The following is an 18,020-nucleotide window of genomic DNA, read 5'->3' as shown; positions in this document are numbered from 1 at the left end:
GAAAGAACAATTTATCTGTCTATATGCCACTCAACAAGAAATTGAAAATTCTTTTCAAGAAGACTCTTTAACCAACGGGGAGATTTCAAAATTATTCGATAATATACAAATTTTACCGATTGAAGACTATCAGATAATAATTGAACCCAATAATAGGATTGTAAAATTAAGACAGAAAAATAAAAATAATAATTTTATAGACGGAATTAAATTTATAGCAATTGATAAAGAAGATAAAAAGGAGATTAATGGAAGTTATTTATTCCGTTTCCATATACCTGAAGGCTCTGACGAGTTAGAGGTAATAAGATAAATTCATGATGAAAAAATTAATCAGCGTGTTTTTACTTAGTTGTTTTCTGTTTTCTTGCGGACAAGAAAACCAAGAAAAACAAATGGAAGAATTAATAATACAAAATTTCAGATCGAATTTATCCACGTTGCTTTGCTGAAAAGCTGCTTTAGATTCTTACTCCTATCTAATGATGGAAGGCGTATTTCAAAAATCTAACGATTGGGATCATCAATATCCTATATTTACTATCGATATGCAATAGAATTCACAAAGACGGGAAATGCTATATTTCTCTTAAAAATTATTCATATTTTAGAAATTGACGTGGAAATTCCATATAACATACTAGGTTGGGGTGACTCCGTAAATTTAAAAAAAATGAGAAAGAAAATCAACTCAAAAGTGATTTAGTATTGTTTCTATTGAGTAGTATAATATTATTATAATGATACGAAAAAAGGGAATTAAAAATTCCCTTTTTTTGAATAAAAGTAATTAATTATGGATTTACACCCATTCATTAACATGTTCTCCTGTTCCCATTTTAATTGCTTTTGCTGAGATAGTGAACGTTTCAGTTAGTGGATTAGTTCCGGAAGCATCAAAGTTTTCCTTATACTTAACCACATAACCATCAGAAAATGTTAATTCTTTCAAAGTGGCATCGGAATCTCTTTTTATAAAGATTACCTTACCATCTTTTCTTTCAAAACTGTTTGTCATCCATTCGAAGATGTCACTTTCTCCTGTTGATTCAACAGTTACTTCAATTCTTCCTCCTCTTGTTTGTGAAGAGGGACGTCCGGTGGGATCTGTTTCTTGAGCTAGAGAATAATTAACATTTAAAATGTTGTACTTTTTCCCTGCTACTTCTAATTTTGCTTTAAATGACATAATTAAAAATTAAAAATTAAAAATGATATATAATTAATTATATTTTATACCACTAAGTTACATATCTAATTTTATCTTATTCTTTTATTATATGTTAAATATTTGTTAATATTTTTTATTATATAATTTTCTACAGACCTCTAAATCTCTGGTGATAATTTGTATTTGCCTTTTATAAGTTTCAACTTTAGCTAGCAAAGTATCAATTTCTGCCTTGCTTTTTCCATACGTCTTAATAGTTTTTTTAGAATCAATAAGAGAACGACTTGTTAACAAAAAATTCTTATATAGCATTCCTCTACGCACACTATCTTTACCCGGAATATTTTGTTCCATTTTAATAACCATATCGATAGCTTTTTGTTGATAATAATAGGTATCATGATTGGGCATATCAATAGAATCAATATATTTTTTCAATTGTTCCATTTGATTTTCAAACTTTTCCTGATATCTGAATTCATTAATAATCGCAGCGTTTTCTTTTCTGAGATGATAATTTTCTTTCCATGGCAGTTGATAATTAAAGAATATAGATGTAATTATAATAACAACTGTTATTGTAAATAATAATATAAAAATTAGAAAAGCAATCCATCTATCTTTTTTATTTAATATTTCCATATAATAATTTTATAATTGTTCTAAAATTTAATTTATTTTCCAACGGTAACTGTTAATAAAAAAATATTGATGTAATATTAATAACAACTGTTAAAGTTGATAACGATATAAATACCAGATAAGCAGTCCATATATTTTTTTAATCGTCAAAAAATCTGCTTTTTTTTATTTTTTCAATAGGGGTATTTTCTAATCTTTCTTTGATAAATATTCCCGTATCATTTCGTTTTCCTATATAGTCGAGTTTATTCAATGCAGCAAACAATTGGTCAATGGTTTGCATAAATATACTAACCTTTTTAATCGTCTTATCCACTTGGGAGTGATTGTATCCCACATTTACCAAATCTGTAAAAAGCACCTCAAAATCGCCTTGCGATAAACCACACCATTCGGCTAGGTAATTCAATAGTTCTTCTTTTCCTGCACCTGATTTAGCATCTACGAAGTTTTTCATAATTCTAGCAAGTCTTACGATTTTATCCAACATGTAGGCCGGTGTAGTATACAACCCAATCCATCTCAAGGAATTAATTTCATTACCCAAATAAGTAATAACAAGCTCTGAAAGTTTTAATACCATCATAGCCAATTCATTAGTTTGATTTTTTCGATTTATTTTTTGGGCTATTTGTACAGCATACAATTCTAATTGACCCATAAATTTATCGATCTTAGTATGTATATCTACCAGATCTTTATGACTGTTTGGTGAGGTACATGGCGGAATATAACCGGGCTGTAAGTAAGTCTCTTCTTTACTGACAACTATTTTTCCGACCGTAAGTTGGTAGCCTATATTGGATGTTTGTTCTGAAATTTGCCCTTCTGGTACTAAATGTAATTTGTAGGTGGGTGTTAAAAACGGATATCGGGGCGGATTTTCCTCCGGATCTAATATGCCAAAAGGTGATTTTTTAAAGGGATTAACTATTATATTAGCCAGTAAAACGATTTCCTGGTTCTCTTTTAAATCATAAACAGCTTCAGGATAAGGCATCTGTATGTCCATTGAATTATTTAACGGTGTAATTTCTATTCGCGCACCGTTAGGTGTTACGGCATGACATTCGTCAATTTTTACCCGTAATAACTTATGATTATCAATAACAAGTGATATTTTTATTGATTCCATGGTGTTATAGACAGGCAGAAGACCGTAACTTACAGGGGTAACATGACTTCCTATAGCATCGCGCATCGTATCAACAAAATGGTCTTGCATGGCTATGAAATGGGATTTATTTACCTTCATCCCATCAACCCAATTGACCGGAAAATAAGTTAACTTTTCTAACATAGTAAAGGGTTTATTTTAAAAATTATCATTATTTATTCTTTTATATTTTCAAATTCATTATTTGGTGATTTTTCTAACTCGTATTTTAATTCTTCTTCTGAATTTAGTAAGGACGGGGTTCGTTGACATATAATGACACTATTTTCTTCTATTGAATTTACATACAGCGGATAATCCGGTTTTATAAATTTGGGTAATCCTAAATACTTAGATTTTAAGTAAAATACCCAATGTTGTTTTTCTCCATTTTCATCGAACAAGTTAATGGTTGAATCGGGATTCCTTAAGTTATAATCATTTACGAAGTGATAGAATAATCTTCCAAAATCCATACGTATAGGAGCTTTTGCTCTAAATTCAGTTCGTATATCGGAATTGGGCTCTCTATGAAAAATAAAAGTAATTACAACCATATCTCTATATTCACTTTCCGGTGGATCGGGGTAAGCATGCTCTTCAGGAAATTGCCAAGTTTTATATATTTTCGGCGGTATAGATATGGACGCATTATAGGTTATATATATTAGTGTCGGTATTATGAATACCAATGAGGATAACATCATGTTATACACATATGTATTACCTTTTATAAGAGTATAAATACATATAAAAGGCATAAGAATGTATATAATCATTATGAGACTAAAAAGGACTTCTATCCAAGGGGAATGATTATCAAATTTATCAAAATAGCTTCTGTATATGTAGCAATGTATTGTACCCAGTATAAAAAAAACTATTTGGTAAAAAATAAATATAACAAATAGTTGATTATTAAAAACTTCTGAGGATCCTATAAAAATCACTAGTGCGGTTACCAACACTAATATTATAGTGTAAGCAATAAATTTATTTTTATACGTTGATTTAAAACTTTCTATTTTAGAGCTAAAAAAAATAAAGGCAATTATAGATATTGCCAGAATAATTAATACTCCGGCAATAATTGAAGGATCTAATAAATCCTTAAAATACGTTTTGAATTTCATATTCGTGTTGTTATTCCTAAAATTGTATTCTGAATTAAATTAAAAACTTCTGTTTCTTTTTCTAATAATATGGTTGTTTTTACATCCACTTCCATTGGGAGAAAATATTCGTAGAAAAGTTCTACAAATTTTTTCAACTTCCCTTGATGAATATAATCTAAAAATGATGTTTTTTTTAACGGACCAATTTTAAATTCCAGATACAGTGAATAATCCATATAGGCGCTTCCTGAAATCATATCCAATCCCAGTCTGCAATTTCCAAGACTTATTTCATCCTCAGTATTGGATTGTTCTTTATACCCTTGCTCTGCAATTTCTACTTCTTCTTCTAATAAATAGCTTAAGCAATATACCGTCATTTCTAAGTTTCCAACAATTTTATGCAGGTAGGGTAAGATTCTGATTAATTTCGAAACCAGTATGGTGGGTAAGCTTCGGTCAATATGCCAAAAATCGTAAAAGAAATCCAATGGTTTAGAACCATTAAGTTTCAATAAAATTTCTTTTTCTATATTTTCTCTTTCTACAGCTTTAAGGAAAAATTCATTTTCAAAGGGAAAGAAAAATTTTCTTGCGTGTTCTTCTTCTTTTTTATGAATTTTATATTCTTCAGTCATATCAAAGACCAATTTTTTAGATTTATCCGTTTTGAATTCGTGAATCAAACCTTCCGGGAGGGTGTCATAAATTCCATCTCTAGATAAATTAACTTTTACATATTCTGTTGCATCATAGTTAAAACTTACAATCTCTGCTCCTAAAACATCTTTTCTAAAAGGTCTTCTAAATTGTCCTTGATGATCAACTAAAATATTTTGATCTTTTACATCTACTTGATTTAGTATTTCCGAAATAATAACTTCAGCTCTTAAATCATATTTTATAGTATTAATTCGTTTCTTTATTTCTTCCGATACGATATTTATTTCTTCAAATGTATCCATCGCTTATTCTGTTTCTTGATCTATAATTAGCCTTCCGGCACTGACATACCTGAGTTGGAAGTAATCCAGATTAAAATCACTTATCATTAACCCTTTACTTTTGGTGCTAACTAAAATCCTATTATTTCTTAAATATATACCTATATCTCCGACAGGCATATCTTTATGATATCTAAAAAAAAGTATATCTCCTTCTTTAAGAAAAGTGCGTCCCGTAAAGAGATTTATTTGTGGTGAGTTAAAAATTCCTAGTGGTGTGGCGGGTAATTTTTTTTTGTATGCAAATTGATATAAAGCGCTGGTAAAAGGACCTATATTTAAACTATCCATAGTAAATCCTTTAGAGGCATATGGAGTTCCAATCCATCTATCAATGAAATCGTAAAATTTATAATTAGTTAAATCTTCAGGTTTAATACCTAAGGTTATTGCATATTTTTCTTTAAGATAAAGTTGTCTGTCTGTTAAGTTTTTCTCGTATTCTTGATTTAAGGTATCTAATATGGGAATATAATTGATCATTCCCAATTTCGTTTTAATTTCATCCTCATTAAATTTAAATTTATAAGGAATCTCATTGTAATACTTATTTTGACATGCAAACAGCAAAAAAAGGGTTAACACGGATAATGCAAGAATATTTTTTTTCATTTTATTACTAGTCTATAGGGATAAATATTAGAGGAAGCTTTATCTAATTTATATAGCATATTGTCACATAAATATTGCCATTCAAAGTCTGAAATTTGGTATTCCGGACTTGAATTTCTTTCTAATATTATATCTATCGTACGTACAAAACCTTTATTAGTAGAAGAATCTATTTTAGTACCTTTCCTTATTTCTACTCCTGAAATGGTAAACTTAAAATGATTCTGACAAAAGGTTTTTATATCAGCAAACGTTACTATCCGCCCACGGGTTAACAAAGCTTCTCGGTAGGAATCAATTTTACCCTTGGTATCCATTCTTGATTTTCCTCCTACCGAAGTAGTAATAAGCATAATGGAATCTTGCTTAAAATCGCTGGTACCTATCCCATCCAAATGGGTTCCTACTTTCACATCATTTGCTTCTTCTCCGTTGGTTACCCAATAGCTGATGGTAAAGAAATCATTGTCGTTTTTCACAGCTGCTGATTTCGGACGTATAATGGCATAAGGAAAATTGGACTTGGTAAATTTTTTTTCTTTAATATGTTGCTCTAACGTTGCTATCGATTTATTGATTTCTTTAATCGTTCCGTTAATAAAATCGCCACCTATCACCGTAAAAGAGGCACTTTCATCTTTTAACAGCTCTATCAAATATTGTATTAATTCGGAAGCATTTCTTTCATCAAAACGTGTTACTCCTGTATGCCTTAGGGTAGCATCTCCAATATCTAAATTTCCCTCTGAAAATTCTTTAATATGATATTGATACCCTCGGGAATCATTTATACTATCAAGATCTAAAAAAATATCTTCTGAAGATAATGGAATGTAATTGATGAATGAACCTATGGTCTGAGTCTGTGATAAAAGCCTTTTATTGATAACCGGTATGGCATTTACGTAAAACATTACATTTTCTAAGGTATCATTGATAATGACTTCCGGAAACTGAACTTGAATCCAAATAACATTTTCAGTTTCTTTGATTTTGGTTATCTTATCTCCAAATATACCCGTTAACTCATCCGAGACTTGAAAAACTTCATCCTTAATAATAATGTCTTGAGTAAAATGCAAAAATTTATCAGCATAAAAATTATTAACATCTGTATACAAGTGATTTATTTTGTTATAGTTCTTATTAATAACCGCATCTATATCAATCGTATAATTTTCAACATTGAATCCTTCCTTATAAGAAATCTCCTGATTGTTAATATAAAACTTTGCTTGTTTAAGATAATTATAAAAAATATCTCTTTGAGATAAGTTTCTTACATCTGTAAAAAACATGAGCTTTTCAATTTTATCAATCCCTTCCGGACAGGTAATTCCCAGCCACAAGGATCCCGGCTTCATATATCGAGTTTCTTTTGCTATAGGATCTTTATGTATGGTTCTTTTTAAGGAATACAAAGTATTCCCGAATGCTATATATTCTAATTTTGCTTTTGTTAAAATAAAGGGTAAAGTAGTTCCAAAATAAATATCTTTAACTATGGGCTGCAAAGGATCATAAATATTTTGTATTATTTTTTTACATCTGAATTGGTGTTCCAGTGATATGGTAAAATTATTCTCCACCGGTTCTACATGGATGATAGACCTGGCGGGTATGACCCCCGCATTAACTTCAGGAGACATAATTTCTAATAACCTTTCAATAATTCGAGATCTTGAATTGTTTAGTTCCGCCGATATCTTTTCCAGTTCCGATGCACATGCCTCTAACAAGAGCGAGACTATAGGGTCAAATGATGTCTCCAACTCGCTGTCTGTGTACCCCCAAGTTTGAGCTGCTCTTCTTAGAATTCTATCTTTTATTTTTTCTTGAGTATCCATTTTAAATTTGTGAAAGAGGACCTATAAAAAAATACCCATAAAAATTAAACGGTCGATTCGTTTTTTTTATAAGTCCATTGATTTTCATCATCACTTTTTTCTTAAACCTTATTGAATTCCTATAAGAAGGGATTTGGCTTACACCAATGCTAACTTCTACCTCTAATAGATTTAATCTACTTTCATTCATCATAATAGTTTCTTTTATATCATTTTTGAATTTATCTCTAAGGCTATTAGTATCGGATAATAAATCAAAATCCATTTCCCATATGTTACAACCAAGCATATCATTGAATTTACATTCTCCGAAAGAAGAGGTTACCAGTATATTAATATATTTCGCTATAGATTGATCCAAATTGGTTTTTTCAACATCTTTTTTTTCTATAAGTTGTTTAAAATTTATTGGAGTATTATAATAAATTCCGTACATACTCTAATCTATTATTTTATAAATAAATTATCTTATTTACTTTTCCTAATTTGTTTAATTCGTATTCTTTAATCGTATTTTGACGTTTGATAAGGTGTATTTCAACTTTGGGAATAGTTTTTATAAATTTTTCTCTATAAGAAATATCCCCCAAAAATTTTTGTCCTTGATAGCGATCTTCTACATAAAAAAATTTTTCACAATTTGTTGTTTTTATAAAATTTTCTGGTAGTAATCCTGATACTAAAAATGCCTTTTCTGCGTTCCTATGAAGGGTATAAGATAAATAATTTTCTTTTTTTATACGATATTTAGTTACTTCAAATATCTCTTTTACTGATTTTAAGGGCTCAAAAGTAATTACAGGTAACATATATACAGTTTTTTTAAATAATTTCATACCTAAAAAATCAAATCTTCCTGTTTTATTAATTTTTAATTCATTTAGTAACAACGAATCACGTGTTACTTCGTAATAAGTCCTTTCTTTTGTTTTATCATCGGTTACCATCATTTTATATGTTGGTAACATCACTTTATGTAAGTTTTTGTCATTTATATTCAGTTCAATTTCATTTACTTTTTCATCTGAAATAATAATTGTAATAGTGTGCTGTTGTGTCGCAGAATCATAATCGGAAATTTTCTCTCTTTCTCCCTTTCCTGAATATATGGGAGATCCCGGATTATCTGTTATAGATAATGATAAACCTAGTTGGGGTAATGGCATTTATTTGAATTTAAAACGTTTATTTTTTAGACATTGAAGCTCATCTTTTATTCGTTCTGCTTCGCTTGTTTTCAAATGGAATTCGTAGTCTTTATCGAAAGTTAATATTTTTATACTGCTAATATCTCCTTGCGTTAGATTTTTATTTTCCCTCCTTCTAATTTTTCCCATTAAATATCCATCACAGTTTGGTTTATAATTATTTTTTAATCTATATCTATATCCCTCAGCTGTAATAAACTCCATAACCTCATCCTTTTTAATACAGGTATTAAATCTGAAAATCTTTACAAAAAGTAAAGGAGAAACGCCTTTTCTCTTTATTAGTTGAAATACTGCAAAATCTTTTTTACTATTATAAACTTTTTCATAGTAAGGCTCAGCATAGATATACGGTTTTTTATCTAAATAATCCACTTTCCTGTTGTTTAGGGTAAACAAAGCATTGCAATCGACTATTCTTGTCAGCAAAGTGTCTTCTGTTATTTTTTTCATGGGTAAACCCGGCTGTCCATATACATTAGTATTTACTAAGAGTATATACCCACTTATAAAAAATAACTTTAAGATTTTGCTTATATTTTTCATATGAGATTTTTTATAAAAGAGAGGAGAATAAATTTTCCTCTCTTGTTACTTAACAATTATTTTTGTTCGTATTCGGTATCCCATTCATTACCATCATCCCCTTTATGTCCATCCATTTTAATTAGAAAATTTTTAGCCGGAAAATACGGTTTTAAATGAATATCCAAATATATACGATCTTTCTGAACCGCATCTTGTTCAAATCTTCTTACTTCAAAGTTTTCAATTAATTTATCCGGTCCGGTAATACTATCTAAAAAGCGTACAATTTGATTCATAATTTCTTTTCGTGTTTTTGCTGTAAAATTCTCGAAAGCTCTTCGATTTAAAAAATCCATTAATACTTTGGTTACATAATCGAATACTCTAACCACCGAATAAGTTTGAAGTCCTAAATTATCTCCGTTAAATAGAGTTTTTCCTGAAAAAGCCATAACTTTTCCATATTCATTAACCATAGGTATTAATCCCATATTCTCAAGATTAGCTATTTCACTTTTTTTAAGATCGAATTTAACACCGTCTATCTCATTAATACTCCCGAATTTTTTACCTGCGGTAACTTGTGACATTAATGTACCATAAATTTTACCGGCTAAGGCTGCGGATGGAGGAACATATAAATCATTTTCTTCATCAATTTCATTAAACTTACCTCTCCCAACTAACCAATTACAAGTCATTAATACATTAGAACGATAAATTTCTCCACCGGTAAGGTACGCTTCGTCAAACATTTCCATAACATCATCCGGTTCATCTAAGTGTGCAAAATCCGTTACCAACATGACTTTATTTTCATGTGCTATTTTTGCCCATTTTTCAACAACTTTGTTGCTTCCCAAATACCCCGGAATAACTAATAATCCGTAGTTATTTTTTAAATCCAATCGATCGTAATTATCCACTAATTCCGAATGGATCGCATCTATAAAACGGGTATTATCCAAATCGGTTAATTGTTCTAATTCCGCATTAACTATGGATACATTTTTTATCTTATCTTGTTCGGTATTTTTATAAAATAAGGAAATGGTTCTATAGGCTTTTTCCAGTTCTTCGGTTTCTCTAACTGCAGAAGCTAAATTTTTTTGTAAAGTTTTATCGGCAAGTTTACTTTTATCTTCACTTTGTGCCACCATATCGGTCAGGCTGGTGTTGTTTTTCAATACATTAAGCCAAAGCTCAAGGGTTTTCTTGAGAGCATTACGCTCGTTCTTTTTGCTGGAATCTCCTAGGAAAATTTGACGTCTTGCCTTACGCTCAGGGTTCATATTTTGAACATTTTCTATAGATGATTCCAATAAATCAAATCCACCAAACTTAGCTAATTTATCCAAAGAACTTTGAACATCATATTGATTATTAGCTTGTTCTTTTACTGCATTTTCTATAGGTTGGATTTGTGGTTTTATGTTTTCTTTAGCCATGATTATTTTTGATTTAATTCAGTAATAAGCCCTTCGATACTTTCCATTAAGGCAGCTTTAGCTTCTGGATCCTCGAGTGCTGCTTTTAAAATTTTATTGGTTTTCAGCTGTTTTATAATTTTCTGATATTGGTCTTTTTCAACTTGTAAATCTGTTAAAAACTTACTTTGAGCTGTAATACCTTTAATTCCAAAATCTCCAAGATTTTTAAATTTCAGCTCTTCGAACTTTGTATTTCCATCTGCATCTTTAAAATTTACTTTTACTTCCGGGTTAAAGTGTTCGAAAACTTGCTCAACGGTAGACAACCCTTCTACTATTTCAGGTCTTATTGGGGTTTCGCCTGTTAGTTTTTGAGCTATTAAGGTGCGATTCTGTGCAATTTCCAATATTGCTTCATTTGCATCCAAAGGAACTTCGTTTCCTCCGATACCGAAATTTGATAACATATTATTTCAATTTTAATTAATACTTTATTTTAATTTATAATCCATTGTAAGTTATTATTCAATACATCCACAGTAACATTATCTCCTTCTTTGATTTCTCCTGAAATTATTTTTTTTGCCATGGGCCTTCGTAAGGTAGAGCGAATAATTCCTTTTAAAGGTCTTGCCCCGTACGTTGCATTAAACCCGCTATCTACTAAAAAGGATTTTGCATTTTGCGTCAAGATTAAATGAATATTTAAGTTTTTTACCAAGTCTACTAATTCTTTTTTCAAATGAATTTCAAATATTCCCTCCGCATTATCTTTGCTGATTGGACTGAAAGGAATAATTTCCGTAAGACGTCCTAAAAATTCCGGCCTAAAATTGCCGGACATGATTTCCATTAGTTGGTTGGAAGAGGGTAATCCTTTTCCATTATTAACAGAATCTACTATAAAATGAGAACCTATATTGGAAGTAAATAAAATCAAGGCGTTGGAAAAATCTCCCTCTTTACCCAGACGGTCATGAAGTTTACCTTCATCCATTATTTGGAGGAAAACGTCAAATACGGAAGAATGCGCTTTTTCAATCTCATCAAAAAGAACTATGGAATAGGGCTTTTGTCTGATCTTATTAACCAACAATCCTCCTTCTTCATAACCTACATATCCCGGAGGTGCCCCGTATAACAGAGCTGCTGAATGTTCTTCTTTAAATTCCGACATGTCAAAACGAATAATCGCTTGTTCATTTTGGAAAAGAAAATCTGCTAATGATTTAGCTAATTCCGTTTTCCCTGTACCAGTAGGACCTAAAAAAAAGAATGATCCGATCGGCTGACCTGCTTTACTTAATCCTGAGCGTGATTCTAAAACCGCCTCAGTTATTATTTCTATTGCATGATTTTGACCAACCACCCTCTTTTTCAGTATTTCTTCCATATTCTGTAATCGGTCTTTTTCATCGGAATGTAGTTTTCCTAATGGAATACCTGTTTTTTGAGCTACAACTACTGCTAAATCTATAGGACTAATATGCCCTTTTTTGGATTGCGCTACTTGCATGAGCTTATCCAACAAAGATTCTAAATATTCATATAAAGATTCTTCTGATAATAATTCTATATCATCCTTAATTATATTTTCTTGTACTAACAAATATTGAGCTTTCTTTTTTAAATCTTCATAAAACCACTTTAATTCTAATTTTCTATTACCGTTACCTTCTTTTATTTCTTTTAATTTTTCCTGTAGGGTATCTTTCTCTTTTAGAAAGCAGATACCCGCAGTTTTAATAACAGACATAGTTCTATCCAATAAATTCAGCGCCGATTCAGGCAAACTTTTTTCCTTTAAATATCGTTGAGACAACCTTATTGATTCGGTAACCGCTTCATCAGTTACTTGAATATGGTGGTGTGATAAATAAGAAGGTAATGCCGATTTTATTATTCTAAATGCTTGTTCTTCATTAGGCTCCTCCACTTTTATAATTTCAAACATTCCAGATAGTCCTTCATCTTTTTCAATTTTTTTTGTATACTCATCAACTGTCGTGGTTACAATAAGGGTCAGACCGTTATTATTGGATAATTCACTTTTTAATATGCTGGAAATTCCTGAATTATCACTATTTTTATCTAAGAGAACATGGATTCCATCTATAATTAGTATTGATTGGGAATATGATTTTAATTCTTGTAATATCTTCTTTAAGCGATCTTCTATTTCCCCTTTATAGGAAGCCCCTGCTATTAAGGTTCCTAAATCCAATTCATAAATCTTTGTCTTCTGAATCTTATCCGGTACTTGTTTTTGAACAACTAAATTGACAAACCCTTCTATCAATACAGATTTACCTACTCCCGGATAACCTTGTAACAGCACATTGGGTTTTGAAAAACGACATATAATTTCTACTATTTCCTTAATTTCTTTTTCTCTGGATACTATACACTTGGGATTTTTTTGGGATTTAGCTAACAGGTCTTTAGTATACTTGTATAAATACTTGATGGGAGTTTTTATGGTATTATTTTTTTCCGAAATTCCTATCTCCCTTTCATGGTCAATGTTAACTAATAATTCTTCTCTAATGATGGGAAAACTTTTCATTTGATCAAAACTGAAACCTACTCCCGGTGTTGCCAATGCCGCCATTATACAATAAAGGTCAATTTCTTCTCTGCCTAATATATCTCTTATTTCATCGGCTTCTTTTATTATTCTATCAATACTGTCGTCGGCTTCGGGCTGTATATTTTTACTGGCTCGTGGAAAATCATCAATCCTTACTTCAGCCCATTCCTCAATAAAAAATACATCTTTTTTCATAGCTTCCAATTCTTTCAGTAGAGATAGATCTCTATGAAGGATTGCTTTTAAAAAATGAGGGGCTCCATATTGTACATTCTTCTTTTCTATGGCGTATTTTTTAGCTATTTCTAATGCCGAATATATTTCCTCGGTAAATATTGCTTCCATTCTATTGATTATATAAATAGGTATTTTATTTTAGTTAATCATAAACCCATATAAAAGGACCTTTTTTAATTTTGTATTTAATGATTATACTTTCTATACAATTTTTATTATTTTTGGTAATTCGTAATGATTTGATTTTAATACTTTTATTTTGAATGGTTTCACAGAATTCAGAAAATGGTATAATAACGTTGTCATTTTTAACTACCGGGAAATCATACTTATTACAAGTATATTTACCAAAATCTTCTTTTGCTTTATTCTGTTTCGCTACTTCTAGTAATAATAATTTGAATTGGTTTTCAGATATAGAGGGTGCCAGATTTTCTACAACTTTGTTTATTTTTTCTTCTACGGGGGTTTCTATGGGTACAGCCGGAATATGTCGTAAAAATTCTTCCATAGGGTCTTTCTGAGGATTACCGGGCGGTAAAAGGTATTCCACCGGATCTTTAGCCATAATGTAGGCTTTCATGGAATCTAAAACAGATGTGGTCAGTTTTCTGGGTTTTACATAAATATCTTTACTGGCTATATGAGTGACATCCCCATTGATCACTAAGGTTATTCTCCTCTTTCCCGGTGTACTGTAACTATAAACCGGATATTCGGAAGTATTGTCCATTTGTCCCGATTCTCCAAAGCTCCATTCCCATGAAAAAGGCACACCAAGATATTTATAATAGACTTCCACGGGTTGACCAACAGTTACTACCATAGGGGCAATTATTTTTGGAATTTTCATGGAATCTATTATTTTACCCATATTCCTTATTTCCAACGTTTTTTTTAATGTACACGAACCGTTAACTTGTAAAGTCACTACATACATTCCCGATTTGGTATATTTATGGAAAGGTGAGCGATCAAATTTTTTTTCAGAATTATCTCCAAAATCCCATGCCCAATTTTTGGCACCGGGTGTTAAGTCTTTAAATCCGATTATTTCGCCAACCTGCTTTTTTTCAGCTTCTATAGCAAAATCTATTTGCCCACAGTCTATATATCTTGAATATTTATAGAGTAAAATAAATAATCCAAACAAAATAAACAGTATGAATACCAAAAATATTCTTATATCTACCTTGCTAAAAAAATGATCAATTATTCCTTTTAATTTATAAAACATAGTGCCGAATAATTTCATTAAGCCACTGCTAACTTAGGTAAAATATTTATATATACGAAATATATAAGGAAATTTTTTATGAAATAAAAGTATATAAACTACTTATTTTATGACAAAAAAATTAATAAAACGTTTATAAATATATTCATATAATTCGCATATTTTATTTTATCTAATTTATTTTATATCATTTAGCTTTTTTTTTTGCGTTTTATATAAAAAAATTGTTAATTTATTTTTTTAGTACGAAATTATATTTCTTAAGTTATAAGATGATTAAAATCATTCCTTTTAAATCAAATAATGAGAAGCTATAAAAGGTTAAAAATTATATTTAACTTAAAAGAGTTAAAATTTTTTAATTACTAAAAACTAAAAAATCATTTGATATATTTATGTATAATTCAATAGAAAGTTAAAAACCTTTATCCTTGGTAGTTTTATCTAGAAAGTTATAAAAATTCTATATCAAAGGTAAAAGGTTTATTCAAATGTTAACTATCACGCTTAGCAATTTGTTTATCAATTCATTCGTCAATTTCACTTTCTACCCAACCAACTGCCTAAGATGTTAACTTAATATCTTTAGAAAATCTTTTTTCAGCCATTTCTTTGTAAATTGATGCTCGGCAGATTCCTGTTTTATGAATTACTTCTGCTAATCTAATTAATCTTCTGTTCATATTTTTTACCATAATTATAGTTTTTTAATTTGCTATGTATTATGTGAAAGAAAATGTATAAATAAGTTCAAAAATTTAGTGAATAAGAAAAATTACTAATGTTATTAAACGGCGAATTGAACATTGAAGGTGTAATTTTTATTGCTTTTTCTTTATGAAATTGTAGAATTTTACTCTTTAGCATAACGTATAAATTCCGACCAAAAATTTAACATTTCTGTTCGCTATTCTAAGTACAACGCTCTATTATACGTCTTATGAACAGAATTTTTATCAACGTGTGAAAGAGACATTTCAATAACATCTCTGTCAAAATTATCTTCATTAAAAAAAGGTTGAAACGATTGGTCTTAATTCGTGTGGAACTAATTTTCCCTTAAATCCCATTCGTTTTATGACTACATTAGCAGTTTGAGAATTCATATGTTTTTCCAAATGATTTTTGGCTCTTGATACAAAAACGTATTTTCCTGTACCGTTAATTTTTTCATTTCCAAAAGTATATCAATTGCTCTTTGAGTTAATGGTACAAGGTATTCATGATTTTTTTTATCTTTTCCGCCGGAACCTTCCAAATTCTTTTAATAATATCGATGTCAGACCCATTCAATTTGAAGCACCTATATTGGGCGAGTTAACATTAATAATTGAAATTCAATTAATAAATTAATTTCAGTACGAATTTTAGCCTTAGAAAGAGCTTCCATAAATTATGGTAATTCTTCTGGACGAATAATTAGCGTATGTTCCACAGTTGGTTTTTCAAAAACTTAATGAAATTTAGTTAAGATATTTGTATTTATATATCCCAAATTTAATCCATAATCTCATTTAGACGTGTATAATGCTCGATAGGGTTTCAAGTTTATTAACAGTCTCAAGGAGTTTTAATAACTCAATGAGTATGCGAGGTGTAGTTTCTGAAATAGGTACATTACCAACATATGGTACGATGTGTTTTTCCAATGAATTACTTATTCTTCAACAACGTTTTAATTTCAATTTTTGGCAACAACTACTGTTATACCACTCATTCATTACACTTTTAAAAGTTATACCTTACTCTTCTAGTTTTATGTATTATTATACTTATTCTATAATCCTATTTGTGTATTGTTGTACCATTAATTCTGTTCTGCTGTTTATTCCCATTTAGTAAAATAAATGCAAAAATCGGATAAGTCACTTAACGATTTATTTAAACAAAAAATTAATCTACGTTTTCGTCTTCGTTATTAAAGTAATTTTCATCTACGATATAATATCGAAAAGTCTTCCTTTTAATTCCTATTTCGTACTGTAGAAGTAAATCTATTAATTTTTCTCCATTTATGAGTGTTATGGGAGCTGCTCCTTTTTCAAAAGCTGCTTCTTTTGCCCCCTTTGCAAAATCAGAAAGAGTAATTATAGTTCCCTGAAAAGCGTCAAACCGATGTAAAGAACCTCGTAAACTATCTAACACCGTACGATTAACATTGGAAGTAAGCATCCTTTTAACTTGAATAACTTCTTTTACTGTTGTTATCCCATTTTGACTGATACCTGTCACATCTACTCCTTTATCATTAGTAGAAGAAGTAACTTCCACTTCATCATATCCCATAGAAGTCAATAAATCTCTAATAATGTGTTCAAACTGATACGGAGTAGTTTCTTTTAAATAATTTTTAAGGATTTGCCTTTGCTCAACAGTAAATTGATCAATTAATTTGTTAAGCTCAGTTTCCTTATTTAATATAGGTTTAGGGTTATTTTTATTTACTTTTTCTAAATATGAGATCCCCTTATCAGTAATAGAATATATATTTCCTTCTCTTTTTACATATTTTCGGTCTATTAAATTAACTAATCTTCGTCGTAAGTAATCTTTAATTACGGAATCTTGTTTTAAGTTGGAATTATTTCGGGTATATTCCTCCCAATCTTCTAATAAATCTGATCGTTTTCCTTTATTTAATAAAGACAATTGAACCAATATTTGTATAAGTCCTTCTTCTAAATCAATTTGTTTTATTACCTCATTTTGAATACTACTAACAAAAATTTTTCCGATTTCTGTGAGCAAATATACTCCTTTAACTTCTTCTATTAATTTATATCCTGACATTAAAAACTGATCCCCCCTTGTCCAACGCGGATTTACCTTTTTATTGCTTTCCAACCATATTTTAAGGGCAATTTCTTTATCTTTACCATCTAACCGTTCGTAAATCCAGCTATCAGGATCTTTCCAATCCACCGTATTTTGTGGCGTTCCTCTCAACCCCCAAACTGTATTCCACATATTTTTAAAATCTTGCGTATTGATTCCTTCAATTATTTTTAATAATTCAATAGTTCGACTGTATTCCGGATATAAGGGAATTTTTATCATAATAGTTATGGTTTTAATTATTTATTATCATAAAAATATTTTTTATCTTTTTTTGCTTTTTAGCATCTTCGAAAGGCTTTATGAAAAACTGTTTCTTTTGGGAACTTAATTCTTTTTTTAATGCAAATAAATTATTGCGTTATCTTTTTCGCTCACTTGGGTGAAATCTTTAACAATTCATTATTG

General features: G+C 30.0%; 17 protein-coding genes. 1 reads left to right on the top strand and 16 read right to left on the bottom strand.

The genetic code is table 11. The features are described 5' to 3' along the window. Window positions 1-313: hypothetical protein (locus tag ASC36_RS10830; protein WP_167336883.1), on the top strand; the 313-nt coding region annotated here is incomplete at its 5' end. Between the two features lie 489 nt (window positions 314-802). Here the strand turns inward: ASC36_RS10830 and tssD are convergent. The 16 genes from tssD to ASC36_RS09445 form a co-directional block, all read right to left on the bottom strand. Beyond that, entirely contained in the window at window positions 803-1,189 is a 387-nt protein-coding gene (tssD, locus tag ASC36_RS09515) for a type VI secretion system tube protein TssD (RefSeq protein ID WP_055426268.1), read from the bottom strand. Between the two features lie 105 nt (window positions 1,190-1,294). After that, on the bottom strand, window positions 1,295-1,813 hold the full coding sequence (gene tssO, locus ASC36_RS09510) for a type VI secretion system TssO (protein WP_055426267.1): 519 nt from the start codon (window positions 1,811-1,813) through the stop codon (window positions 1,295-1,297). Window positions 1,814-1,952: 139 nt separating this feature from the next. Beyond that, the gene (locus tag ASC36_RS09505; RefSeq protein WP_055426266.1) at window positions 1,953-3,113 is read right to left on the bottom strand and encodes a hypothetical protein; all 1,161 of its coding nucleotides are present in this window, start codon (window positions 3,111-3,113) and stop codon (window positions 1,953-1,955) included. A 32-nt stretch (window positions 3,114-3,145) separates the two neighbouring features. Then, on the bottom strand, window positions 3,146-4,102 hold the full coding sequence (locus ASC36_RS09500; RefSeq protein ID WP_055426265.1) for a TssN family type VI secretion system protein: 957 nt from the start codon (window positions 4,100-4,102) through the stop codon (window positions 3,146-3,148). Next, window positions 4,099-5,049: a type VI secretion system baseplate subunit TssG gene (locus ASC36_RS09495; RefSeq protein WP_055426264.1), complete on the bottom strand. Its 951-nt coding sequence runs from the start codon at window positions 5,047-5,049 to the stop codon at window positions 4,099-4,101. The genes ASC36_RS09500 and ASC36_RS09495 overlap by 4 nt, the downstream gene beginning before the upstream one ends. 3 nt (window positions 5,050-5,052) lie before the next feature. Beyond that, window positions 5,053-5,700, bottom strand: a complete 648-nt coding sequence (locus ASC36_RS09490) for a C40 family peptidase (RefSeq protein ID WP_055426263.1) — start codon at window positions 5,698-5,700, stop codon at window positions 5,053-5,055. Further along, the gene (locus ASC36_RS09485; protein ID WP_055426262.1) at window positions 5,697-7,547 is read right to left on the bottom strand and encodes a type VI secretion system baseplate subunit TssF; all 1,851 of its coding nucleotides are present in this window, start codon (window positions 7,545-7,547) and stop codon (window positions 5,697-5,699) included. The genes ASC36_RS09490 and ASC36_RS09485 overlap by 4 nt, the downstream gene beginning before the upstream one ends. Before the next feature lies 1 nt (window position 7,548). Next, window positions 7,549-7,983 (bottom strand): GPW/gp25 family protein, encoded by a 435-nt coding sequence (locus tag ASC36_RS09480; protein ID WP_055426261.1) that lies wholly within the window; start codon window positions 7,981-7,983, stop codon window positions 7,549-7,551. Between the two features lie 16 nt (window positions 7,984-7,999). Continuing rightward, window positions 8,000-8,713 carry a hypothetical protein gene (locus tag ASC36_RS09475; protein WP_055426260.1) on the bottom strand — a complete coding sequence of 238 codons (714 nt, stop codon included), beginning with the start codon at window positions 8,711-8,713 and terminating at the stop codon, window positions 8,000-8,002. Then, window positions 8,714-9,301: a hypothetical protein gene (locus ASC36_RS09470; RefSeq protein ID WP_055426259.1), complete on the bottom strand. Its 588-nt coding sequence runs from the start codon at window positions 9,299-9,301 to the stop codon at window positions 8,714-8,716. It lies immediately after the preceding gene. A 56-nt stretch (window positions 9,302-9,357) separates the two neighbouring features. Continuing rightward, on the bottom strand, window positions 9,358-10,731 hold the full coding sequence (locus ASC36_RS09465) for a DUF5458 family protein (protein WP_141656254.1): 1,374 nt from the start codon (window positions 10,729-10,731) through the stop codon (window positions 9,358-9,360). 2 nt (window positions 10,732-10,733) lie between these two features. Then, a complete protein-coding gene (locus ASC36_RS09460; RefSeq protein ID WP_055426258.1) occupies window positions 10,734-11,180 on the bottom strand; it encodes a hypothetical protein in 447 nt (148 codons plus the stop codon). Between the two features lie 29 nt (window positions 11,181-11,209). After that, a complete protein-coding gene (locus ASC36_RS09455; protein ID WP_055426257.1) occupies window positions 11,210-13,648 on the bottom strand; it encodes an ATP-dependent Clp protease ATP-binding subunit in 2,439 nt (812 codons plus the stop codon). Window positions 13,649-13,682: 34 nt separating this feature from the next. Further along, window positions 13,683-14,795, bottom strand: a complete 1,113-nt coding sequence (locus ASC36_RS09450) for a PKD domain-containing protein (RefSeq protein WP_055426256.1) — start codon at window positions 14,793-14,795, stop codon at window positions 13,683-13,685. Window positions 14,796-15,340: 545 nt separating this feature from the next. Then, window positions 15,341-15,460, bottom strand: a complete 120-nt coding sequence (locus tag ASC36_RS10555; protein WP_082435438.1) for an AlpA family phage regulatory protein — start codon at window positions 15,458-15,460, stop codon at window positions 15,341-15,343. 1,210 nt (window positions 15,461-16,670) lie between these two features. Beyond that, window positions 16,671-17,834: a restriction endonuclease gene (locus ASC36_RS09445; RefSeq protein ID WP_055426255.1), complete on the bottom strand. Its 1,164-nt coding sequence runs from the start codon at window positions 17,832-17,834 to the stop codon at window positions 16,671-16,673. Between the last annotated feature and the right edge of the window lie 186 nt (window positions 17,835-18,020).

This window comes from Apibacter mensalis, from assembly GCF_001418685.1.
Classification (GTDB): Bacteria; Bacteroidota; Bacteroidia; order Flavobacteriales; family Weeksellaceae; genus Apibacter; species Apibacter mensalis.
Note: the sequence above shows the minus strand (reverse complement) of the source record. Positions and strands in the feature narration are given on the sequence as shown.